The sequence below is a fragment of the Mycolicibacterium sp. XJ2546 genome (assembly GCF_053483195.1).
Window position 1 is genome coordinate 70,550 of the sequence record NZ_JBEFRW010000017.1, and the last position, 22,071, is coordinate 92,620.

The window sequence follows — 22,071 nt, forward strand, 5'->3', positions numbered from 1 at the left end:
GCGGTGTTCGGTTCGGTCGCCGCGGCGTTCGCGTTCGGCAGCATCGCGCCGGTGCGCACCTCTGTCGCCGTCGGGCGCGGTGCGCTGACCGCGCTGCCGCTGGTCGGCCTGGCGCTGGGGGCGCTCGCCGCCGGCGCGCTGTGGCTGGCCGACGTGGCGTTCGGCGCGGGCAGTGCGCTGGGCGGTGTGGCGGCGGTGGCGGTGTTGTTGGTCGCGACCCGCGGGCTGCACATCGACGGGCTGGCCGACACGGCCGACGCGCTGGGCTGCTACGGGCAGCCGCAGCGGGCGCTCGAGGTGATGCGCGACGGCTCAACGGGCCCGTTCGGCGCGGCGGCCGTCGTCGTGGTGATCCTGGCCCAGGCGTTCGCGCTGACCGAACTCAGCGCGGTCGGCGTGATCGTCGCGGTGACGGCCGGGCGGGTGGCCGTCGTGGCGGCGTGCCGGCGCGCGGTGCCCGCCGCGGCGGGTAGCTCGCTTGGCGCCCGGGTCGCGGGCACTCAGCCGTTGGCCGTGGTGGCGCTCTGGGCGCTCGCGGTGGCGGGTCTGGCGGTTCTGGCCGGCCCGCGGCCGTGGCAGGGCCCGGTGGTGGTCGTCGTCGCCCTGTTGTGCGGCGTGCTGCTGGTCGCGCACTGTGTCCGGCGGTTCGGCGGCATCACCGGCGACGTGCTCGGCGCGACGGTCGAGGTCACCACGACGCTGACCGCGGTCGGTCTGGCGATCGGCTGATCAGTTCAGCCGGGCCATCCAGCCGTGCGTGTCGGCGAAGGTGCCGCGCTGGATCCCGGTCAGCGTGTCGCGCAGCGCCATCGTGATCTCGCCCGCGCCGCCGTCGGCGATGGTGAACTCGCCGTCGGCGTGCTTGACGTGGGCGACCGGGGTGATGACGGCGGCGGTGCCGCAGGCGAACACCTCGGTGATCTCACCCGCGGCGGCTTTCTTCTGCCACTCGTCGACGTCGATCTTTCGTTCCTCGATGGTGAAGCCGGCGTCAGTTGCCAACTGCAGCAAGGAATCTCGGGTGACGCCGGGAAGTATGGACCCGCTCAGCTCGGGGGTGACCAACCGCGCCGACCCGCCGCTGCCGAACACGAAGAACAGGTTCATCCCGCCCATCTCTTCGATGAAGCGGCGTTCGGCGGCGTCGAGCCACACCACCTGGTCGCAGTTGTTTTCGATGGCTTGCGCTTGGGCCAGCAGCGATGCGGCGTAGTTACCGCCGAACTTGGCCGCGCCGGTGCCGCCGGGACAGGCCCGCACGTACTCCGTCGACAGCCACACGCTGACCGGTTTGACGCCGCCCATGAAATAGGCGCCCGCCGGACTGGCGATGACCATGTAGCGGTATTCGCTCGCCGGGCGCACCCCGAGACCGGGTTCGGTGGCGAAGATGAACGGCCGCAGATACAGCGACTCCTCCCCGCCCGCGGCGGGAACCCACGCCTCATCGAGCGCGATCAGCTGGCGCAGCGACTCGATGAACACCCCTTCGGGCAGTTCGGGGATGGCCAGCCGACGTGCTGAGGTGCCCAGCCGGCGCGCGTTGGCTTCGGGCCGAAACGACACGATCGACCCGTCGGCCCACCGGTAGGCCTTCAGACCCTCGAACACCTCTTGGGCGTAGTGCAGCACGATCGCCGACGGGTCCAGTTCGATGGGCCCGTACGGGATCACGCGGGCGTTGTGCCAGCCTTTGCCGTCGGCCCCGTCCTTCCGCCAGTCGAGCGACACCATGTGGTCGGTGTGGTACTGGCCGAAGCCGGGATTGGCCAGAATCGATGCCCGTACCTCATCGCTCGCCGGGTTTGCGTTGCGCTCAACCGTGAACTGGAGGTGGCCATCAGTCATGAAGCGATTGTATATGCGCTGACTACCGAGTTTTCGCCTCCACGAACGGCGTCTTGACCACCTCGCATTCGATGGGACGACCGCGCACGTCGACGGTGACGCGGTGCCCGTCGGCAATCTCGGCGGCGGTGTCGATCAGCGCCAGCGCGATGCCGACTTTCAAAGTCGGAGAAAAGGTTCCCGACGTCGTCGTCCCCACTGGGCGGTCACCGTCGAGCACGGTGAGGTCGGCGCGCAGTACCCCGCGCCCGACGGCCTTGAGCCCGCGCAGCAGCCGGGCGGGCCCGGCCTCCTTTTCGGCCAGCAGCGCCTCGCGGCCCCAGAACGCATCCTTTTTCCAGCCGATGGCCCAGCCGCAGCGGGCCTGCAGCGGCGACATCTGCTCGGAGAGTTCGTGACCGTGCAGTGGATAACCCATCTCGGTGCGCAGTGTGTCGCGTGCGCCCAGCCCGGCCAGTTCACCGTCATGGGCGCGGACCTGCGTGAGCAGCGCGTCGAACACCGTCTGCGCGCGGTCCCACGGCGGCAGCAGTTCGTAACCGTGCTCACCGGTGTAGCCGGTGCGGCATACCCGCAGCGGGATGCCGTCGAATTCGGCGTCGACGTAGCCCATGTAGTCCATGTCGGTCGGCAACCCCAGCGCGGCGACTACATCGGTGGATTTGGGGCCCTGCACGGCGAGCACGGCGTAGGAGCGGTGTTCGTCGGTGACCATGACGCCAGCGGGCGCGTGCTGCTGCAGCGCGGCCACCACCGCGGCGGTGTTGGCGGCGTTGGGCACCAGGAAGATCTCGTCGTCGGAGACGTAGTAGGCGATCAGGTCGTCTACAACGCCTCCGGATTCGGTGCAGCACAACGTGTACTGCGCCTTGCCGGGAGCGATGCGGCGCAGATCGTTGGTGAGCGCGGAGTTGACGAACTCGGCCGCGCCCGGCCCGCGCACCAGCGCCTTGCCCAGATGGCTGACGTCGAACAGAGCGACGGCGTTGCGCGTCGCGGTGTGCTCGCTGACCGTGCCCGCATACGACACCGGCATCAGCCAGCCACCGAATTCGGCGAAGCTCGCGCCGAGTTCGCGGTGACGGTCTTCCAGCGGCCCCTTCGATATCTCGCTCACGCCGAACCACCCTAATGTGCCGCTGACCTTGTCACACTTGTGTGGTGGTCGATCTCGACGCGCTGCAAGAAGCGGGCATCGCCGACGCGCACCGTCGAGCAGCCTTGATCGAGTATCTCGACGGGCTGGGGTTCAGCGCCGACGAGATGGTCGAGGCCGAGCGCCGCGGACGGCTCTTCGGGCTCGCCGGTGACGTGTTGCAGCAGTCGGGTCGGCCGGTATACAGCTACCGTCGCGCCGCCGAGGCGCTCGGCGTGTCGCTAGACGAGCTCATGCGTGCGTGGGCCGCGCTGGGGCTCGGCGTCGCCGAACCCCACGATGTGGCGCTGAGCGAAGCCGACCTGGAGGGGCTGTCGGTGTGGGTGGGGGTCAAGGCGACGGTCGGAGCCGAGGCGGCGCTGGCATTTCTGCGGGTGCTCGGCACGTCGATGTCGCGGCTCGCCGAGGCCGGCTCGACGATGGTGCGCATCGCGGCGCCGGACATCCAGATGACCCACACGCAGGACGAGCTCACCACCGCGAAAGCATTCCGCGCAGTCTCCGAGGCCACGCAGCGGTTCGGCGTGCTGATCGAAACCGTGTTCCGCCAGCACATCGTCAGCGCGCGCGCCCATTTCGAGCACGTCATCAGCGACGACACGGCCACCGTAAGGTGCGGCGTCGGGTTCGCGGACCTGACCGGTTTCACCGCCCTGACCCAGCGGCTGACGCCGACCGAGTTGTCGGATCTGCTTGTCGATTTCGGCGGCGTGGTCAGCGATCTGGTGCACGTCGACGGTGGCCGGGTGGTGAAGTTCATCGGCGACGAGGTGATGTGGGTGACCTCGACGCCGGAACTGCTCGTGAAGGTGGCCGTCGACCTGGTCGAACATCCGCGGGCGCGGGAGGCCGGCCTGCAGGTCCGCGCGGGTCTCGGCTACGGCGCGGTGCTGGCCGTCGGCGGCGACTATTTCGGCAATCCGGTCAACCTGGCCGCCCGGCTGGTCGCGGCCGCGGCGCCCGGGCAGATCCTCGCCGGCGACGATGTGCGCGATCAGCTGGGCGACTGGCCGGCGGTGGCGCAGGATGCGTTGTTGCTCAAGGGTTTCGATACTCCCGTGCAGGCCTACGACCTGCGGGTCGGCCGCTGACGACTAAGGTTAGGCCCGTGAGCCCTGCAAACGTCGGCTACCAAGCCCCCAGCGTCTCCGTCAGTTCGTCCCTGCCCAAGCGCAAGCTCGATTCGTCTGTGCTGATCGTGCCGGTGGTGAACGGGGACGACGACCGGGCGGCGCCGAGCGTCGTGGCCAACCCGTTCCTCGGCGCCAAGGCCGTCGGAGACATCGAGGTCGCCCTCGAGGCGCTCGGCGCCAAGGGCGGCGCCGAGCAGGTCACCCGCGTGGTGGTGCCGTCACTGCCGGTAAGCAGCGTGTTGGCGGTCGGGCTCGGCAAGCGGCGGGACGAGTACGACGCCGATGTCATCCGCCGCGCGGCCGGGGTGGCGGCGCGCTCGCTGAACGGCGCCGAGACGGTGTCCACCACGCTGTCGGACATCGATCTGGACGCGACGGTCGAGGGGCTGATCCTCGGCGCCTACCGGTTCACCGATTTCCGCAGCGACAAGACCGCTCCCAAAGACCCCGGGCTGCGGGCTATCACTGCGCTGAGCACCAGCGCGAAGAAGGACGCCGCGCAGCGCGCTGCCGATATCGCCACCGCGGTGGCGACCGCACGTGATTTCGTCAACACTCCGCCGAGTCACCTGTTTCCCGGCGAGTTCGCCAAGCGTGCAAAGGCTTTGGGTGAATCAGCCGGACTTGAGGTCGAGATCCTCGACGAGAAGGCGCTCGAGAAGGCGGGTTACGGCGGCATCATCGGCGTCGGCAAGGGGTCGTCGCGCCCGCCGCGGTTGGTGCGGTTGACGCACAAGGGCGCCAAGCGCAACGGCAAGCGGGTGGCGCTGGTGGGCAAGGGCATCACGTTCGACACCGGCGGTATCTCGATCAAGCCGGCGGCCAACATGCACCACATGACCTCGGATATGGGGGGCGCGGCGGCCGTCATCGCGACGGTGGTGCTGGCGGCCAAGCAGAAGCTGCCGATCGACGTCACCGCCACGGTGCCGATGGCCGAGAACATGCCGTCGGCCACCGCGCAGCGGCCCGGTGACGTGCTGACCCAGTACGGCGGCATCACGGTCGAGGTGCTCAACACCGACGCCGAAGGGCGGCTGGTGCTGGCGGATGCGATCGTGCGGGCCGGCGAGGACGAGCCCGACTACCTGATCGAGACGTCGACGCTGACCGGCGCGCAGACCGTGGCGCTGGGCGCCCGCACGCCCGGGGTGATGGGCAGCGACGAGTTCCGCGACCGGGTCGCCGAGCTGTCGCAGCGGGTGGGTGAAAACGGCTGGCCGATGCCGCTGCCCGAGGAGCTCAAGGACGATCTCAAGTCGACGGTGGCCGACCTGGCCAACGTCAGCGGTTCACGCTTCGCGGGCATGCTGGTCGCGGGCACCTATCTTCGGGAGTTCGTGCCCGAGGGTGTGCAGTGGGCGCACATCGACATCGCGGGCCCGGCCTACAACACCAGCGGTCCGTGGGGTTACACCGGCAAGGGCGGCACCGGGGTGCCGACGCGCACGATGTTCGCGGTCTTGGAGGACATAGCCGCGAGCGGCTGATTAGGCAGACGCCGCGAGCGGCTGATTAGGCAGATGCCCACCGCCGAGACTGACGTAATGGTCGATCTCGCGCGATCAAATCCGCCAAAACGTCGGTTTGGGCCGGCCGCTACAAAACGCGGCCGCGAGTGGTGCTTCGCATTGCCTGCGGCAGCAGATGGGCCGCGCCGTAGACGAAATAAGCCTCGGGCGCGACGGGTCGAATCGGCTTGTTCTTCTTGACCGCCGACACGATCGCCTTGGCCGCCTTCTCCGGACCGTATCGGCGCAGCGCGAACAGCTTCTCGAGCTGCGCGCGCCGCGCCTCCACACCATCCTCCTTACCTGCGGGCGCGTTGAAGCGGGTGGTGTGCACGATGTTGGTGTTGATCACGCCGGGACACACCGTGGTCAGCCCGACGCCGGCCTGAGCCAGCTCGGCGCGCAGGCAGTCGCCGAACATGAACACCGCGGCCTTGCTCGTCGCGTAGGCGTTCATCGCCTGCTGCGGTGCGTACGCCGCCATCGACGAGATGTTGACGATGTGCCCGCCCATACCACGCCCGACGAGTCGACGCCCAAAAGACCTGCAGCAGTTGACGACTCCGCCGAAGTTGATGCTCAACACCCGGTCGTACTCGTCGCGCGGGGTGTCCAGAAACATCCCGGAGTGCCCGACGCCTGCATTGTTGACCACTACGTCGGGCACGCCGTGCGCGGCGCAGATCTGCTCGGCGAAGCGCTCCACCGCGTCGGCGTCGGACACATCGAGGCGGTACGCGTGTGCTATACCGCCGCGCGCAGCGATCTGGGCGGCGGTCTCCTTGGCGGCGGCCTCGTCGATATCGCTGACCACCACCTCGGCGCCCTCACCGGCGAACGCCAACGCGGTCTCGCGGCCGATGCCGCTGCCCGCGCCGGTCACCGAAACCAGCGTGTCCCCGAAGTATTTGCGCGACCTGCCGACCTGTGCCCGCAATAGGCCGCGGCTCGCCGGTCTCCCGCCGAGATGGTCGACGAGCTCGTGCACCGATTGCGCGATCAGCTGCGGATGAGACATCGGCGACCAGTGCCCGGCGTGCACGTCACGGCGCCACAGCCGCGCCACCCACTTCTCGGTGTCGTCGTAGACGAACGGTCGCACGTGCGGATCGTTGACGTTGACGATCAGCTGCACCGGAACGTCGACGTAGTGGTCGGTCCTCGCGGTGCTCAGCGACCGAAAGTAGTTGGCGGGGTACACCTTCAGGCTGTTGACGGCGTCGGCCGCGACGTCGGCGGAATGGCGGATCTGTTCGCCGACGATGCCCTCGCGCTGTAATCGCCGCCCCATGACCCCGGCGCGGAAGCCGCGCCGCACGACCGCCCGCCCCACGACCGGGACGGAGAACAGTCCCATGTACCAGAACGCCGTCAGCTGCCGCAGCGCCCGCATGAACCGCCGCGGCCGGTACGGACGTTTGAGGTTGTCCATCACGTAACGGTTGAGGTGATCGGCGCTTGGGCCCGAAACCGAGGTGAACGACGCGACCCGGTCACGCGCCTCGGAGCGGGACAGGTACTCCCACACCGCCGTCGAGCCCCAGTCGTGCGCCAGCACATGCACCGGCTCACCGGGGCCGACTTTGTCGAGAACGGCGGCGAAATCGTCTGCATAGCAAGACATCCGGTAATCGGAAATCTTCTTCGGCACCGAGGTCTTGCCGACGCCACGATTGTCGTAGCGCACGATGCGGAACCGGTCGGCCAACAACGGCACCACGCCGTCCCATACGACGTGCGAATCCGGCCAACCGTGCACCAGGACCACCGTAGGACCGTCGGGGTTGCCTTGTTCATATACCGCGATCCGGACACCGTCAGCGCTGTCGGCGAACCGCTCCGTGATGTCGCCCATCACACCTCCACCCGAAGTTAGTGGGACCGCCGGTAACGTAGCAGGCCCGTCGGTCAGGAGTCCTCGAGTTCCTTGCGCAGCGCGCGGCGGCGTTCGATGCGGCGACGTTCGTCGAAGTCACGCATCCGCTGGGGGTAGCCGACCTTCTGCACGTCGTAGACCGGGATGTTGAGCCGTTGTGAGAGCCGTCGTGCACCGGCTTCTCCCCCGGTCGTGCGTCGCGTCCATTCGCCGTCGGCGGCGACCAGCACGACGGTGACGTCGGTGACGGTGGTCTTGGGTTCGACGAAAGCCTCTACCCCGTAATGGTCGGCGACCCACTGCCGCAGGTATTGCAGATCGGCGGCTTGGCCGCTTTTGGTGCGCGCACCGCGCCGGAATTTGCCGAACAATCGCACTCGGGTCGCACTCCCTTCGTCTACCTCCCAAGATAGTGCCAGAGCAAACGGTCGACAGGTCTGAGGCAAACCAGATGCGCAGACGTGAAAGGATGGGTTACGACGATCGACCGAGCAAGAGACTGACCGTTCCAGGGAGCGAGGGAGTCGATACATGGCCATCTCCGTTGAAATGCCCGCACTCGGTGAGAGCGTCACCGAGGGCACCGTCACCCGTTGGCTGAAGCAAGAGGGCGACACGGTCGAACAGGATGAGCCGCTGCTGGAGGTGTCCACCGACAAGGTCGACACCGAGATTCCCTCCCCCGCCTCCGGGGTGCTGAAAAAGATCATCGCCCAGGAGGACGACACCGTTGAGGTGGGTGGCGAACTGGCCGTGATCGGCGACGCCGACGACGACGATTCCGGTGGCGGTGGCGCGGAGCAGGAGCAGCCCGCCGAGGAAGAAAAGCCGGCCGAACAGCCCGCCGCGCAGTCCGAACCGGCCGCCGAAGAGCAGGAGGAGCCGGCCGAAACCCCATCGCCCCCGGCCGATGACAGCGGCGACGGCGGCGGAGACTCCAAAGATGCGACGCCGGTCCTGATGCCCGAACTCGGCGAGTCGGTGACCGAGGGCACCGTGACGCGGTGGCTGAAGAAGGTCGGCGACTCGGTCGAGGTGGACGAGCCGCTGCTCGAGGTCTCCACCGACAAGGTCGACACCGAGATTCCCTCCCCGGTGGCCGGCACCCTGCTGTCGATCACCGCCGAAGAAGACGACACCGTCGAGGTCGGCGGCGAGTTGGCCAAGGTCGGTGCCGCCGGCGCCGCTCCCGCCAAACAGGAATCGAAGCCCGAACCCGAACCTGAACCCGAGCCCGAGCCCGAGCCCGAGCCGAAGCAGGAGCCCAAGTCCGAGCGCAAGCCGGAACCGAAGCCCGAACCCAAACCGGAGCCGAAGGCCGAACCCAAGGCGCAGCCCACCGGCGACTCGACACCCTACGTCACGCCGCTGGTGCGAAAACTGGCCGCCGAGAACAACATCGACCTCACCACGGTGGAGGGCACCGGTGTCGGTGGCCGAATCCGCAAGCAGGACGTGTTGGCCGCGGCGGAGGCCGCAAAGGCCCCCGCCGAGCCGGCCGCCCAGCCGTCCGCGGCGCAGCCGGCCCGACAGCCGGCGACACCGGCACCGGCCCTGGCGCATCTGCGCGGCAGTACGCAGAAGGCCAGCAGGATCCGCCAGATCACCGCCAAGAAGACACGTGAATCTTTGCAGGCCACAGCGCAATTGACGCAGACCCACGAGGTCGACATGACCAAGATCGTGGCGCTGCGGGCAAAGGCCAAGGCCAGCTTCGCCGAACGCGAGGGCGTGAACCTGACGTATCTGCCGTTCGTCGCCGTCGCGGTGGTCGACGCGCTCAAGGCGCACCCGAACGTCAACGCCAGCTACAACGAGGACACCAAGGAGATTACCTACTTCGACGCCGAGCACCTCGGCATCGCGGTCGACACCGAACAGGGTCTGCTGTCCCCGGTGATCAAGAACGCCGGCGACCTGTCGTTGGCGGGGCTGGCCCGCGCGATCGCCGACATCGCCGCGCGCGCCAGGTCGGCTGACCTCAAACCCGACGAGCTGTCCGGTGGCACGTTCACCATCACCAACATCGGCAGCCAGGGCGCGCTGTTCGACACCCCGATCCTGGTGCCGCCGCAGGCGGCGATGCTGGGCACCGGCGCGATCGTCAAACGGCCGCGGGTGATCGCCGATGAGTTCGGCAACGAGTCGATCGGCATCCGGTCGGTGTGCTACCTGCCGCTGACCTACGACCACCGGCTGATCGACGGCGCCGACGCCGGACGCTTCTTGACCACCATCAAGCGCCGGCTCGAAGAGGGCGCGTTCGAGGCCGACCTGGGTCTGTAGGCCGATGTCCGTTGTCGCGATCGCCGGTTCGTCCGGCCTGATCGGCACGGCGCTGGTGTACGCACTACGCGCCACCGACCACCGGGTGCTGCGGATCGTGCGCAGGGCCCCGTCCAACGTCGACGAGGTGTTCTGGAACCCCGACACCGGCGAGTTCGATGCCGGTGTGCTGACCGGCGTCGACGCCGTGGTGAACCTGTGCGGGGTCAGCCTCGGCGCCAAACGCTGGTCGGGCGCGTTCAAGCAGAGCCTGCGCGACAGCCGCATCGCGCCCACCGAGGTGCTGGCCTCGGCGGTCGCGGCGGCGGAGGTCCCGACGCTGATCAACGCCAGCGCGGTCGGCTACTACGGCGACACCGACAGCCGCATCACCGACGAGTCCGCCCCGTCCGGCGACGGGTTTCTGGCCCAGCTGTGCCAGGACTGGGAGGAGGCCACCATGGCCGCCCAGCAGGCGGGGGCGCGGGTGGTGCTGGCCCGCTCCGGGCTGGTGCTGGCCCCGTCCGGCGGCATCCTGGGCCGGCTGAAGCCGTTGTTCTCGCTCGGGCTGGGCGCGCGGTTGGGCAACGGCCGCCAGTACATGCCGTGGATCAGCCTGGAGGACGAGGTACGCGCGCTGATGTTCGCGATCGCCCACCGCGACCTGTCCGGTCCGGTCAACGTGACCGGGCCCGCGCCCGTCACCAACGCCGAGTTCACCGCGGCGCTCGGCCGGGCGGTCAACCGTCCCACCCCGCTGGCGGTGCCGGGCTTCGCGGTGCGCGCGCTGCTCGGCGAGTTCGCCGACGAGGGCCTGCTCGGCGGCCAGCGCGTTATTCCGGCGGTGCTAGAGGCGGCGGGTTTCCGGTTTCACCACAACACCATCGGCGAGGCGCTGGCATTCGCCACCGGCGGCAACCACACGTAGATTTCTATCCATGGCGGCAATGTCGATCCGGTCGGTGCAGTCACCGGTTGACGTGCGCCGACTGGGCACCGTCGACTACGAAACGGCCTGGCAGCTGCAGCGTGAGCTGGCCGATGCCCGCGTCGCCGGCGGGCCGGACACGTTGCTGCTGCTCGAGCATCCGCCGGTGTACACCGCGGGCCGGCGCACCCTGCCGGAGGAGCGTCCACTCCCCGACGTCTCGGACACCCCGGTCGTCGACACCGACCGCGGCGGCAAGATCACCTGGCACGGGCCGGGACAGCTGGTGGGCTATCCGATCGTCGGGCTCGCCGAACCGGTCGACGTGGTGAACTTCGTTCGGCGCATTGAGGAATCGTTGATCAAGGTGTGCGCCGACCTCGGGCTGGCCACCGGCCGGGTGGCGGGTCGCTCCGGGGTGTGGATGCCTGGTGACGGGGCGCGCCCGACGCGCAAGGTCGCCGCCATCGGCATCCGGGTGTCGCGGGCCACGACGCAGCACGGGTTCGCGCTGAACTGCGACTGCGACCTGAGCGCCTACGACGCGATCGTGCCGTGCGGTATCGCCGACGCCGGGGTCACCTCGCTGAGCGCCGAGTTGGGCCGCCGGGTCGGCATCGACGAGGTGCTGGGCCCGGTGATCGAAGCTGTTTGCGACGCGCTCGACGGCCGGCTGTCAGTAGCATTGACGACGTGACCGTCACACCGGAAGGCCGTAAGCTCCTGCGTCTGGAGGTGCGCAACGCCGAGACTCCGATCGAGCGCAAGCCGCCGTGGATCAAGACGCGCGCCAAGATGGGCCCGGAATACCAGGAGCTCAAGGCCCTGGTCCGGCGCGAAGGCCTGCACACCGTCTGCGAGGAAGCCGGTTGCCCCAACATCTACGAGTGCTGGGAGGACCGCGAGGCCACCTTCCTCATCGGCGGCGAACAGTGCACCCGGCGCTGCGACTTCTGCCAGATCGACACCGGCAAGCCCGCCGAACTGGACCGCGACGAGCCGCGCCGCGTCGCCGAGAGCGTGCACACCATGGGGCTGCGCTACTCGACGGTCACCGGGGTGGCCCGCGACGATCTGCCCGACGGTGGCGCCTGGTTGTACGCCGAGACCGTGCGGGCCATCAAGGCGCTCAACCCCGACACCGGCGTCGAACTGCTGATCCCCGATTTCAACGGTGAACCCGCGCTGCTGGAGCAGGTCTTCGAGGCACGCCCAGAAGTGTTGGCGCACAACCTGGAAACGGTGCCGCGCATCTTCAAGCGGATCCGGCCCGGGTTCCGCTACGACCGCAGCCTGCAGGTGCTGACCGCGGCGCGCGCGTACGGGCTGGTGACCAAGTCCAACCTCATCCTCGGGATGGGCGAGACGCCCGAGGAGGTGCGCGAGGCCCTGCGCGAGCTGTACGACGCCGGCTGCGACATCGTCACGATCACCCAGTATCTGCGCCCTTCGGTGCGGCACCACCCGGTGCAGCGGTGGGTCAAGCCCGAGGAGTTCGTCGAGCACGAACAGTTCGCAGCAGAGCTCGGATTCGCCGGGGTGCTCGCCGGGCCGCTGGTGCGGTCGTCGTATCGGGCCGGCCGGCTGTATGCCCAGGCGAAGGCGACATCGGACTCCGTATCCTGAACGCATGGCGAAAACCCGCAATCCCGCGGCCGTGAAGGCCGCGAAAGCCGAAGCCAAGGCGGCCCGTAAGGCGGCGTCCAAGCAGCGCCGCACGCAGCTGTGGCAGGCGTTTCAGGTCCAACGCAAAGAGGACAAGCGCCTGCTGCCCTACATGATCACCGCGTTCGTGGTGATCGTGGGCGCGTCGGTGGTGCTGGGCTTGATGGCCGGCGGGTTCAGCACCTACATGATGATTCCGCTCGGCATAGTGCTGGGAGCGCTCGTCGCCTTCATCATCTTCGGCCGGCGCGCGCAGAAGTCGGTCTACCGCAAGGCCGAGGGGCAGGCCGGCGCGGCCGCGTGGGCGCTGGAGAACATGCGCGGTAAGTGGCGGGTGACCCCCGGCGTCGCGGCCACCGGCCACTTCGACGCAGTGCACCGGGTGATCGGACGACCGGGCGTGATCTTCGTCGGCGAGGGCTCCGCGACCCGGGTCAAACCGCTGCTTGCCCAGGAGAAAAAGCGCACCGCCCGGTTGGTCGGCGACATCCCCATCTACGACATCATCATCGGCAAGGGCGAGGGTGAGGTCCCGTTGGCCAAGCTCGAACGCCATCTCAACAAGCTGCCTGCCAACATCACCGTCAAGCAGCTGGACTCGCTGGAGTCCCGGTTGGCCGCGCTGGGCACCAAGGTCGGCCCCGCCGCCATGCCCAAGGGTCCGCTGCCTGCCCAAGCCAAAATGCGCGGCGTGCAGCGCACCGTCCGGCGACGCTGACGTCGAGTCGCCGGCCAGATGTGTACAGCATGTGAATGGGCGCCGGCTTTCACGGCAATCACCACCCGCCGCACGGTGTTGCGCACCGCGGGGCTCGTGCTCGCGGCGACGGCGCTGACCGCCTGCGCGCCACGCTCACAAGACCCCCAACCGACGGCGTCGCCAGGCGCTGATGATCGCGCAGACTACGTGTTCCGCAACGGCCCGATCTACACCGTCGCGGGCGCGGACCCGTGGGCGCAGGCCGTGGCCGTGCGCGGCAACACGATCATCCATGTCGGCGACGAGGACGGCGCGATGGCGCTGGCCGGTCCGGGCACCCGAGTGATCGACCTGGCCGGCCGGCTGCTGATGCCGGGTTTCGTCGAGGGCCACATCCACCCGTTTCTCGGCGCGTTCCTCACCTCCGGCGTCGACCTGCAGGTGCCGACGGGCGCCGACGCGCTGGCCGCGATCGAGGCCTACGCGCAGGAGTATCCGACCGGACCGGTACGCGGATTCGGTTGGCGCGTGGACATGTTCGGGCCCGAGGGCCCGACCCGCGCCGACTTGGACCGCGTCCTACCGGACCGGCCCGGGTTCTTCTTCGCGATCGACGGGCACAGCCTGTGGGCCAATAGCGAGGCCCTCGAGCTGGCCGGTGTCGACCGCGACACCGAGGATCCGGTTCCCGGGTTCAGCTATTACGCCCGCGACCAGAACGGCGATCCGACCGGATACGTGCTGGAGGTGAACGCGGCGCTGAGTCTCGTCGATGCCATCGAGCCGATCTCCGCCGAAACCATGGGGCGGCTGCTGGAGGAATGGACGCCAAAGGCGTCCGCGGCGGGCATCACGTCGGTGTTCGACGCCGGCGTGCCACCCATCGGCGCCGATCAGGGCGCGCTCATCGGCCTGTATACCGACGTCGAACAACGCGGACAGTTGCCGTTTCGGGTGGTGGCCTCCTACAGCGTGAAGTCCGCGCCTGCCGATGACGTCGTCGCGCAGATCACCGACATCCGCAACCGGTTCTCGACGGATCTGGTGCGCGCCGACGTCGTCAAGATCGTCGGCGACGGCACCCAGGGCGGCTACACGGCCTGGCTGATCGAACCTTATGCGGACAAACCGGACTCCACCGGCGGATCACCGTTCACCGAGGAACAGTGGCACCGCCTGATCGGTGAGGTCGACGCCGCCGGCTTCGACGTGCATGTGCACGCCTGCGGTGAACGCACGACGCGCGTCGCCCTCGACGCGATCGAGCGCGCCGTGGCCGCCAACCCCCCGCGCGACCGCAGGCACGCGATCGCCCATCTGGTCTACGTCGAGGACCCCGACAACGGTCGCTTCGGTGACCTCGGCGTCGTCGCGCAGTTTTCGGCGAACTGGATGTCGCCGGATCCCGACACCATGCAAAACATGGTGGCGCGCTACGGCCCGCCGCGAGCCGATCTGCTGTATCGGCCTCAGGACGTGCTGAGGTCCGGCGGGCGCATCTCCATGGGCACCGACTGGCCCGCGGCGGGATACTTCTCCACCTACAAGCCGCTGGACGCGATCCAGATCGGGGTCACCCGCCAGCTGATCGGCCAGCAGGGCGACGCGGTACTCGCGCCCGCGGACCAACGGTTGTCGGTCGCCGAGGCGGTGTACGCCAACACGATGGGTGCGGCCTACCAGCTGCGGATGGACGACCGGGTGGGCTCGCTGGAGGTCGGCAAGCTCGCCGACATGATCGTGCTCGACGAGAACATCCTCGACGTCGACCCGAACGACATTGCGAAGGCGACCGTGGCGCTGACGATGATGAACGGGCAGATCCGCCACGAGGTGTGACGTCAGCGGCGTACGACGGCGGTGTTGGTGAAGCGGTCCTGGTAACCACGGAAATCACCGTCGGTGAACAGCGCGGGGATGACGAAGAACACCAGCAGGCTGCGCACGGTGGCGCGCCCGAGGCCGACGTGCATCCGGTGGTCGATCGACGCCACCCGCAACCCGAGCGCGTACTGGCCGGGGGTGAAACCGTACAGCCGCACCGAGATGATGCCGAGCACCACCCAGACCAGCGCGATCGACGTCGACCCCAGCGGGGTGTACAAAAAGTCGTCGCGGCTGACCAGCCCGACGCCCACGGCCAGCCCCACCAGCCCGTAGGCGATGAACCAGTCGATCAGCAGCGCACCGATGCGCCTGCCGAACCGGGCGATCGAGCCTGGCCCGGTCTCGGGCAGACCGAGTCGCTGTCCCGGGTAGTCGTTGGGTCCCAGATCACTGCTCGGTCCCGATAACCAGGACCCCAGCCGAAAACCATCTGCGCGGGCCATAGTGACAGGATATGTGTGACCCCGCCGGGGCCACCGGCCGCCAGCAGCAAGTCACCGAGGGACATTGCGTAACTTCGGCGCAACATCCGGTTGACGACCGTGCAACATCGTGTCCTTAGCGTCAACGCGCGGGTTACGAAATATAAGGAGAGAACTCAGTGGCAGAAAAGACCGCCGACGACATTCTCAAGCTGATCAAGGACCAAGACGTACAGTACGTCGACATTCGGTTCTGCGATCTGCCCGGCGTCGTTCAGCACTTCTCGATCCCGGCTTCGGCCTTCACGCAGGACGTCTTCGAAGACGGCTTGGCCTTCGACGGCTCGTCGGTGCGCGGATTCCAGTCCATCCACGAATCCGACATGATGCTGCTGCCGGATCCCGAGACCGCACGCATCGATCCGTTCCGCGCCGCCAAGACGCTGAACCTGAACTTCTTCGTGCACGATCCGTTCACCCGCGAGGCCTATTCGCGTGACCCGCGCAACGTGGCCCGCAAGGCGGAAAACTACCTGGCCAGCACCGGTATCGCCGACACCGCGTACTTCGGTGCCGAAGCTGAGTTCTACATCTTCGACTCGGTGTCGTTCGACTCGCAGATGAACAGCACGTTCTACGAGATCGACTCGGTGGCCGGGTGGTGGAACACCGGCGAGTCGGTGGAGTCCGACGGCAGCGCCAACCGCGGCTACAAGGTGCGCCCGAAGGGCGGCTACTTCCCGGTCGCGCCATACGACCACTTCGTCGACCTGCGCGACGAGATGTGCACGAACCTGCAGAACGCCGGCTTCATCCTGGAGCGCGGCCACCACGAGGTCGGCACCGCCGGCCAGGCCGAGATCAACTACAAGTTCAACACGATGCTGCACGCAGCCGATGATCTGCTGCTGTTCAAGTACATCATCAAGAACACCGCCTGGCAGGCCGGCAAGACCGTGACGTTCATGCCCAAGCCGCTGTTCGGTGACAACGGCTCCGGGATGCACGCGCACCAGTCGCTGTGGAAGGACGGTCAGCCGCTGTTCCACGACGAGTCGGGCTACGCCGGGCTCTCCGACACTGCGCGCCACTACATCGGCGGCATCCTGCACCACGCGCCGTCGCTGCTGGCGTTCACCAACCCGACGGTGAACTCCTACAAGCGGCTGGTGCCCGGCTACGAGGCGCCGATCAACCTGGTGTACAGCCAGCGCAACCGCAGCGCCTGCGTGCGCATCCCGATCACCGGCAACAACCCGAAGGCCAAGCGTCTGGAGTTCCGTTGTCCGGACAGCTCGGGCAACCCGTACCTGGCGTTCGCGGCGATGCTGATGGCCGGCCTGGACGGCATCAAGAAGAAGATGGAGCCCCTGGCGCCGGTCGACAAGGATCTCTACGAGTTGCCGCCGGACGAGGCCGCCAGCATCCCGCAGGCGCCGACGTCGCTGTCGGCGGTCATCGACAAGCTCGAAGCCGACCACGAATACCTCACGGAGGGCGGCGTTTTCACTGAGGACCTGATCGAGACATGGATCTCCTACAAGCGTGAGAACGAGATCATGCCGGTGCAGATCCGGCCGCACCCCTACGAGATCGCGTTGTACTACGACGTGTAAGTACTACGACGTGTAATTCAGCGCTGACCAGTTCGGGCCGGGCGACTTTGGCGCGCCCGGCCCGAATCGGCGTTAGGGTCTTTCAATGACGACCCTGAACAACCGCCTGAACACGTACTCGCCGGCGGCGCTGACCGCCTTCCGCGTTATCTTCGGTCTGCTGTTCGCCATCCATGGCTCATCGAAACTGTTCGGCTGGCCGCTGGGTACCTCGGTCCCCTTCGGCAGCTGGCCCATGTGGTGGGCCGGGGTGATCGAACTGGTCGCCGGCCTTCTGATCACCGTGGGATTGTTCACCCGCATCGCCGCTTTCATCGCCGCCGGCGAGATGGCCGTCGCGTACTTCTGGCAGCACTGGCCGCCGCTTGAAGGCGAGCCGCAGAGCTTCTGGCCGATGGCCAACGGCGGCGAAGCGGCGCTGCTGTTCTGCTTCGGTTTCCTGCTGCTGGCCACCATCGGCGCCGGCGCCTACTCCATCGACGGCAGACGCCGCCCGGTAGCCGCCACCACGACCAGAACCACAACCGCTGCACCCCGCCGCGGTCTGCTCAGCCGCTTCCGGCGGTAGCGCTCAGTCGAGCGCGAGGTCCTTGCGGAACTTGCGCATGCCGTCGATCTTCTCGGCCAACGACGCCTGCGGTCCGCTGTAGAACATCCACGGCATCGTGATGATGCCGGTGATGCCGTTGGCCGCCGCGTGCTCGTAGTGCTCGGGGGTGAACGCGTCGGTCAGCGGGGTGATCACCGTGAAATCGTCCATCGACAGCCCGTTTTCGGCCCGATGCTGCCTCAACCGCTGGACGCGTTCGATGGCGCGCTCGGTGGTGATCAGGTCGCCGATCCAGCCGTCGTGGCGCGCCGCGCGGCGTAACGCGATGTCGGACAGCCCGCCGACGTAGATCGGGATCGGCGGCGGCGACGGCTCCATCTCCAGCCGGGGCGTCTGATAGAACTCCCCGTCGAACTCCGTATAACCGGGCTTCCAGAGTTCCTTCATCAGCGTCAGCACCTCGTCGGTGCGCTTACCGCGCCGCGCGAACTGCTGGCCCATCAACGTGAATTCCTCTTCACACCAGCCGACGCCGACGCCCAACTCCACGCGGCCCTCGGCCAGCACTGCTGCCGTGCCGATCGACTTCGCCGCCGAGTACGGGTCGCGCATAGCGGGCAGATACACCGTGGTGACGAACCGCACCCGCGAGGTGACCAGGGCCAGCGCGCCGATCAGCACCCACGCGTCCGGCCAGTCGGTGAACGGTTCCCACCTTCGGCGTCCGTCCTTGGTGTACGGATACGGCGTCTTCAGTGTCTCGAGGTTGACGACATGGTCCGGCACACCCAAACCCTCGTATCCGAGATCGTCTGCAGCCTTGGCGATTTCGACGGCCTCACGGGTGTCGAGAAAGGCCAGGCTGACATAAAAGTTCATCCGGCGTCCCTGGCCCACGCCGGCACGATGAAGATGCCTTCGGCCTCCACAGTGGTGCCCTCGGCGGCGCTGAGCGAGCCGCGAGCATAGGTCTTGGCGCCCTCGACCCTGTCGACGTACGCTTCGGCGCGCACCGGCCCCAGCGGGGTCCCGCGCAGGTACCGCAGCGTGATGCTGCCGGTGAACTTCGGTTTGACGAGCGCGTCGGTGGCCGCTTCGCCGAGGATGTGGTCGAGCACCAGCGCGCAGATGCCGCCGTGCACCCAGCCCGGCGGCCCCTCATAGGCGATCCCCAGATTGAACTCGCTCCAGCACCGCCCGTCGTCCTCGTGGTGGATCTCCATCGGCGGAGCGATCGCATTGTGAAGTCCGACGGCGGGATTGGCCAGCGGCAGCGGTCGACCGGTGCTCTCGTCCATCAACGTGGTGGCGGAGCGCTGCTTGCGTTCGAGCATCTCGGTGGCGGCTTCGATCGCCGACTGCGCGTCGCGCACGGTGTTCTCGTCGACGTCGGTGTGCACGCCCGCGGAGATGAGTCGGCGCAGCGACTCGGCCAGCGGTCCGTACAGCGAGCGCAGCCGATCATACTCCTGCGCGGTCACGACGTCGTATCGGAATTCCATGCTCATCGGCGCTGCCTATCCATCAAAGACCTTTCGTACCACTGCTTTTGCCCGGCGGGTCACCCGCAGGTAGTTGTCCAGGAACTCACCGCCGTCGTCGCTGTCCCAGCCTGCGGCCACCGCGACGGCGTTCAGCTGCCTGCCGGGACCGGGTAGTTGGTCGGTCGGCTTACCGCGCACCAGGACCAGCGCGTTGCGCGCGCCGGTGGCCGTCAGCCACGCCTGCCGCAACAGGTCCACGTCGCCTTCGGCGATCAGCTCGGCCGCGCCGATGGCGTTGAGCGCCTCCAGCGTCGAGGTGGTGTGCAGGCTGGCAACCTCGTGCGCGTGCCGCAGCTGCACAAGCTGCACCGTCCACTCGATGTCGGCCAGCCCGCCGCGACCCAGCTTCGTGTGGGTGTTGGGGTCCGCACCGCGCGGCAACCGCTCGGCGTCCACGCGGGCCTTGATCCGCCGGATCTCGCGGACGTCCTCGGCGGACATCCCGCCCGCCCGATACCTGATCTTGTCGACCATCAACAGGAACCGCTCGCCCAGATCGAGGTCGCCGGCGACCCGATGGGCGCGCAGCAGCGCCTGCACCTCCCACGGCTGCACCCACTGCGAGTAGTACGCCTCATACGACGCGAGCGTGCGCACCAGCGCACCGTTGCGGCCCTCCGGGCGCAGTGCGGCGTCCACCTCCAGCGGCGGGTCGGCGCTCGGTGAGCCCAGCAGGGCCCGCAACTGTTCGGCTACCGTCGTCGCCCAGCGCACGGCGACCGAATCCTCAACTCCTTCTTCGGCTTCGCATACGAACAGCACGTCGGCATCGGAGCCGTAGCCCAACTCCGCACCGCCCAGGCGACCCATGCCGATCACCGCGATGCGTGCAGGCGCCACACCGTCGCGCGTATTCGCGCGCATCACCGACACCAGCGCGGACTGCAGCACCGCCACCCACACCGAGGTCAGCGCCGCGCACACATCGGTCACCTCGAGCATGCCGAGCAGATCCGCCGAGGCGATCCTGGCCAGCTCGCGACGACGCAGGGTGCGTGCGGCGGCGATCGCCCGCTTCGGGTCGGGATGCCTTCCGGCAGAGGCGATCAGCGCGCGCGCCACCCCCTCGGGGTCGACGTCGCACAGCTTGGCTCCGTTCGGGCCGTCGGCGTATTGCTGGATGACCTCGGGTGCGCGCATCAACAGTTCGGGGATGTAGGCCGAGGTGCCCAAGACCTTCATCAGCCGCTTGGCGACGGCACCTTCGTCGCGCAGCGTCGCCAGATACCAGCGGTGCTCGACGAGCGCCTCGGAAATCCGCCGGTAGGCCAGCAGCCCACCGTCGGGGTCCGGTGTGTCGGACAGCCAGTCCAGCAGCGTCGGCAGCAGCACCCGCTGCACCTGACTGCGCCGCCCGCCGCCTGCGGTCAGCGCCCCGAGGTGAGCCAGCGCGCTCTGCGGGCCTTCGTAACCCAGTGCGGCAAGCTGACGTTCGGCGGCCGCGGGCGTCATGCCTTCCTCGAGACCGGGTGCCGCTCCGCTGACCGACTCCAGCAGCGGTTGGTAGAACAGCTTGGCGTGCAACCGCGACACCCGCATGCTCTGTCGCTTGAGCTCTTCGCGCAGCACCCCCAGCGCGTCATGTCTGCCGTCGGGACGGACGTGCGCGGCCCGGGCCAGCCAGCGCAGCGACTCGTCGTCGTCCTCGTCGGGAAGCATGTGGGTGCGCTTGAGACGCTGCAGCTGCAGCCGGTGCTCGAGCAACCGGAGGAACTCGTATGAGGCGGTCAGGTTGGCGGCGTCGTCGCGGCCGACGTACCCGGCGGCGCCCAGCGCCGCCAACGCGTCCACGGTCGAGGCCACCCGCAGGGATTCGTCGTTGCGGCCGTGCACCAGCTGTAGCAGCTGCACGGCGAACTCGACGTCGCGCAGGCCCCCAGTGCCGAGCTTGATCTCGCGGGTGCGCACCCCGGCGGGCACCAGCTCCTCGACGCGTCGTCGCATGGCCTGCACCTCGGACACGAAATCCTCGCGCTCGCAGGCGGTCCACACCATCGGCATCAGCGCGTCGACGTAGGCCTGGCCGAGTTCGGCGTCGCCCGCGGCGGGTCTGGCCTTCATCAGCGCCTGAAACTCCCAGGTCTTGGCCCAGCGCTGGTAATAGGCGATGTGGGAGTCCAGCGTGCGCACCAGCTGGCCGTGTTTACCCTCCGGCCGCAGCGCGGCGTCGACTTCGAAAAAGGCGTCCGCGGCAAACCGCATCATCTCTCCGGCGACCCGGGTGGCAGCGGCGAGGTCCGTTTCGTCGTTGGCGGACACGAAGATGACGTCGACGTCGCTGACGTAGTTCAGTTCGCGCGCACCGCATTTGCCCATCGCGATCACGGCTAGCCGCGGCGCCTCGTTCGGGTCCAGGCCCACCGCGGCGATCCCTACCGTCAACGCGGCGCCCAGCGCGGCGTCGGCCAGATCCGACAGGTGCGCCGCGACCGTCGTGAACGGCAGTACGGGTTCGTTCTCCACGGTGGATGCGAGGTCTAGGCCAGCCAGCACGAGCAGCCGGTCCCGGTACAGCGTGCGCAACGGTTGCAGCGCAGCCGTTGTGTCCGTGAGCTTTTCGGCCAGCGACCCGAATTGGTGGCGCAGTTGCTCGGCCGTCGGCAACGTCACGTCGCCGGCCAGCAGCCGCCAGGAGTCCGGGTGGGCGACGAGGTGATCGCCGAGCGCAAGCGACGACCCCAGGATGCTGAACAGCCGGCCGCGCAGGGCACGGTCGGTCAGCAGCTGCTCGTTGAGTTCGGCCCAGCCGACCCGCACCGCGTCGGCCAGCCGCACCACCGCCTTCAGCGCCGTGTCGGCGTCGGGTGCGCGCGACAGCGACCACAGCAGATCGGTGTGCCCGTCGGTGTTCCAGCCCAGCCGATCCAGATCGGCCGGCGCGGACGGTTCGACCAGTCCTAGCCGGCCGACGCTGGGCAGCTTCGGACGCTGCGTCGCTGGTTTGGCCACGGCTTGACGTTAGCGCAAGCG

General features: G+C 68.3%; 19 protein-coding genes. 11 read left to right on the forward strand and 8 right to left on the reverse strand.

The window, feature by feature from the left end; translation table 11 throughout:
* Positions 1–3 precede the first annotated feature (3 nt).
* Positions 4–729, forward strand: coding sequence for an adenosylcobinamide-GDP ribazoletransferase (locus ABQE44_RS21925; protein ID WP_448394261.1), 726 nt, complete (start codon positions 4–6; stop codon positions 727–729).
* Here the strand turns inward: ABQE44_RS21925 and ABQE44_RS21930 are convergent, their stop codons facing one another.
* A complete protein-coding gene (locus ABQE44_RS21930; RefSeq protein ID WP_448431882.1) occupies positions 730–1,848 on the reverse strand; it encodes a branched-chain amino acid aminotransferase in 1,119 nt (372 codons plus the stop codon). It abuts the gene before it with no gap.
* 22 nt (positions 1,849–1,870) lie between these two features.
* Positions 1,871–2,965 carry a glycine cleavage system aminomethyltransferase GcvT gene (gene gcvT, locus ABQE44_RS21935; RefSeq protein WP_448431884.1) on the reverse strand — a complete coding sequence of 365 codons (1,095 nt, stop codon included), beginning with the start codon at positions 2,963–2,965 and terminating at the stop codon, positions 1,871–1,873.
* A gap of 44 nt (positions 2,966–3,009) precedes the next feature.
* Here gcvT and ABQE44_RS21940 point away from each other — a divergent pair, with 44 nt between their 5' ends.
* Together ABQE44_RS21940 and ABQE44_RS21945 are read left to right on the forward strand one after the other, a co-directional pair.
* A complete protein-coding gene (locus ABQE44_RS21940; RefSeq protein WP_448431886.1) occupies positions 3,010–4,095 on the forward strand; it encodes an adenylate/guanylate cyclase domain-containing protein in 1,086 nt (361 codons plus the stop codon).
* A gap of 17 nt (positions 4,096–4,112) precedes the next feature.
* Positions 4,113–5,627, forward strand: a complete 1,515-nt coding sequence (locus ABQE44_RS21945; RefSeq protein ID WP_448431888.1) for a leucyl aminopeptidase — start codon at positions 4,113–4,115, stop codon at positions 5,625–5,627.
* Positions 5,628–5,736: 109 nt separating this feature from the next.
* Here the strand turns inward: ABQE44_RS21945 and ABQE44_RS21950 are convergent, their stop codons facing one another.
* Positions 5,737–7,503: an SDR family oxidoreductase gene (locus ABQE44_RS21950; RefSeq protein WP_448431890.1), complete on the reverse strand. Its 1,767-nt coding sequence runs from the start codon at positions 7,501–7,503 to the stop codon at positions 5,737–5,739.
* A gap of 53 nt (positions 7,504–7,556) precedes the next feature.
* Positions 7,557–7,901 carry an oxidoreductase gene (locus ABQE44_RS21955; protein ID WP_448394267.1) on the reverse strand — a complete coding sequence of 115 codons (345 nt, stop codon included), beginning with the start codon at positions 7,899–7,901 and terminating at the stop codon, positions 7,557–7,559.
* Positions 7,902–8,055: 154 nt separating this feature from the next.
* Between ABQE44_RS21955 and sucB the strand changes: the two genes are divergently transcribed.
* The 6 genes from sucB to ABQE44_RS21985 are packed head-to-tail and all read left to right on the forward strand — an operon-like array spanning position 8,056 to position 14,921.
* Positions 8,056–9,810 (forward strand): 2-oxoglutarate dehydrogenase, E2 component, dihydrolipoamide succinyltransferase, encoded by a 1,755-nt coding sequence (gene sucB, locus ABQE44_RS21960; protein WP_448431892.1) that lies wholly within the window; start codon positions 8,056–8,058, stop codon positions 9,808–9,810.
* A gap of 4 nt (positions 9,811–9,814) precedes the next feature.
* On the forward strand, positions 9,815–10,717 hold the full coding sequence (locus ABQE44_RS21965) for a TIGR01777 family oxidoreductase (protein WP_448394269.1): 903 nt from the start codon (positions 9,815–9,817) through the stop codon (positions 10,715–10,717).
* 10 nt (positions 10,718–10,727) lie between these two features.
* A complete protein-coding gene (gene lipB, locus ABQE44_RS21970) occupies positions 10,728–11,414 on the forward strand; it encodes a lipoyl(octanoyl) transferase LipB (protein WP_448431894.1) in 687 nt (228 codons plus the stop codon).
* Positions 11,411–12,343, forward strand: coding sequence for a lipoyl synthase (gene lipA / locus ABQE44_RS21975; protein WP_448394271.1), 933 nt, complete (start codon positions 11,411–11,413; stop codon positions 12,341–12,343). The genes lipB and lipA overlap by 4 nt, the downstream gene beginning before the upstream one ends.
* A 4-nt stretch (positions 12,344–12,347) precedes the next feature.
* Positions 12,348–13,100 carry a DUF4191 domain-containing protein gene (locus ABQE44_RS21980; RefSeq protein ID WP_448431896.1) on the forward strand — a complete coding sequence of 251 codons (753 nt, stop codon included), beginning with the start codon at positions 12,348–12,350 and terminating at the stop codon, positions 13,098–13,100.
* Positions 13,101–13,118: 18 nt separating this feature from the next.
* The gene (locus tag ABQE44_RS21985) at positions 13,119–14,921 is read left to right on the forward strand and encodes an amidohydrolase (RefSeq protein WP_448431898.1); all 1,803 of its coding nucleotides are present in this window, start codon (positions 13,119–13,121) and stop codon (positions 14,919–14,921) included.
* A 2-nt stretch (positions 14,922–14,923) separates the two neighbouring features.
* Here the strand turns inward: ABQE44_RS21985 and ABQE44_RS21990 are convergent, their stop codons facing one another.
* Positions 14,924–15,412: an RDD family protein gene (locus ABQE44_RS21990; protein WP_448394274.1), complete on the reverse strand. Its 489-nt coding sequence runs from the start codon at positions 15,410–15,412 to the stop codon at positions 14,924–14,926.
* A 158-nt stretch (positions 15,413–15,570) separates the two neighbouring features.
* Here ABQE44_RS21990 and glnA point away from each other — a divergent pair, with 158 nt between their 5' ends.
* On the forward strand, positions 15,571–17,007 hold the full coding sequence (gene glnA / locus ABQE44_RS21995; protein ID WP_448394275.1) for a type I glutamate--ammonia ligase: 1,437 nt from the start codon (positions 15,571–15,573) through the stop codon (positions 17,005–17,007).
* Between the two features lie 85 nt (positions 17,008–17,092).
* Positions 17,093–17,575, forward strand: a complete 483-nt coding sequence (locus ABQE44_RS22000; protein WP_448394276.1) for a DoxX family protein — start codon at positions 17,093–17,095, stop codon at positions 17,573–17,575.
* Positions 17,576–17,578: 3 nt separating this feature from the next.
* Here the strand turns inward: ABQE44_RS22000 and ABQE44_RS22005 are convergent, their stop codons facing one another.
* The 3 genes from ABQE44_RS22005 to ABQE44_RS22015 are packed head-to-tail and all read right to left on the reverse strand — an operon-like array spanning position 17,579 to position 22,050.
* The gene (locus tag ABQE44_RS22005) at positions 17,579–18,436 is read right to left on the reverse strand and encodes a TIGR03619 family F420-dependent LLM class oxidoreductase (RefSeq protein ID WP_448431915.1); all 858 of its coding nucleotides are present in this window, start codon (positions 18,434–18,436) and stop codon (positions 17,579–17,581) included.
* Positions 18,433–19,065 carry a PaaI family thioesterase gene (locus ABQE44_RS22010; RefSeq protein ID WP_448394278.1) on the reverse strand — a complete coding sequence of 211 codons (633 nt, stop codon included), beginning with the start codon at positions 19,063–19,065 and terminating at the stop codon, positions 18,433–18,435. Before ABQE44_RS22010 ends, ABQE44_RS22005 begins: the two co-directional genes overlap by 4 nt.
* 9 nt (positions 19,066–19,074) lie before the next feature.
* On the reverse strand, positions 19,075–22,050 hold the full coding sequence (locus ABQE44_RS22015; protein WP_448394279.1) for a bifunctional [glutamine synthetase] adenylyltransferase/[glutamine synthetase]-adenylyl-L-tyrosine phosphorylase: 2,976 nt from the start codon (positions 22,048–22,050) through the stop codon (positions 19,075–19,077).
* Positions 22,051–22,071 lie beyond the last annotated feature (21 nt).

What these genes read in the sequence shown, in the direction of transcription:
- ABQE44_RS22005 (WP_448431915.1), bottom strand. Translation starts at nt 18,436, where the DNA reads ATGAACTTTTATGTCAGCCTGGCCTTTCTCGACACCCGTGAGGCCGTC.
- ABQE44_RS21965 (WP_448394269.1), top strand. Translation starts at nt 9,815, where the DNA reads ATGTCCGTTGTCGCGATCGCCGGTTCGTCCGGCCTGATCGGCACGGCG.
- ABQE44_RS21990 (WP_448394274.1), bottom strand. Translation starts at nt 15,412, where the DNA reads ATGGCCCGCGCAGATGGTTTTCGGCTGGGGTCCTGGTTATCGGGACCG.
- ABQE44_RS21980 (WP_448431896.1), top strand. Translation starts at nt 12,348, where the DNA reads ATGGCGAAAACCCGCAATCCCGCGGCCGTGAAGGCCGCGAAAGCCGAA.
- ABQE44_RS22000 (WP_448394276.1), top strand. Translation starts at nt 17,093, where the DNA reads ATGACGACCCTGAACAACCGCCTGAACACGTACTCGCCGGCGGCGCTG.
- ABQE44_RS21985 (WP_448431898.1), top strand. Translation starts at nt 13,119, where the DNA reads ATGTGTACAGCATGTGAATGGGCGCCGGCTTTCACGGCAATCACCACC.
- sucB (WP_448431892.1), top strand. Translation starts at nt 8,056, where the DNA reads ATGGCCATCTCCGTTGAAATGCCCGCACTCGGTGAGAGCGTCACCGAG.
- lipB (WP_448431894.1), top strand. Translation starts at nt 10,728, where the DNA reads ATGGCGGCAATGTCGATCCGGTCGGTGCAGTCACCGGTTGACGTGCGC.
- ABQE44_RS21950 (WP_448431890.1), bottom strand. Translation starts at nt 7,503, where the DNA reads ATGGGCGACATCACGGAGCGGTTCGCCGACAGCGCTGACGGTGTCCGG.
- ABQE44_RS22010 (WP_448394278.1), bottom strand. Translation starts at nt 19,065, where the DNA reads ATGAGCATGGAATTCCGATACGACGTCGTGACCGCGCAGGAGTATGAT.
- ABQE44_RS21930 (WP_448431882.1), bottom strand. Translation starts at nt 1,848, where the DNA reads ATGACTGATGGCCACCTCCAGTTCACGGTTGAGCGCAACGCAAACCCG.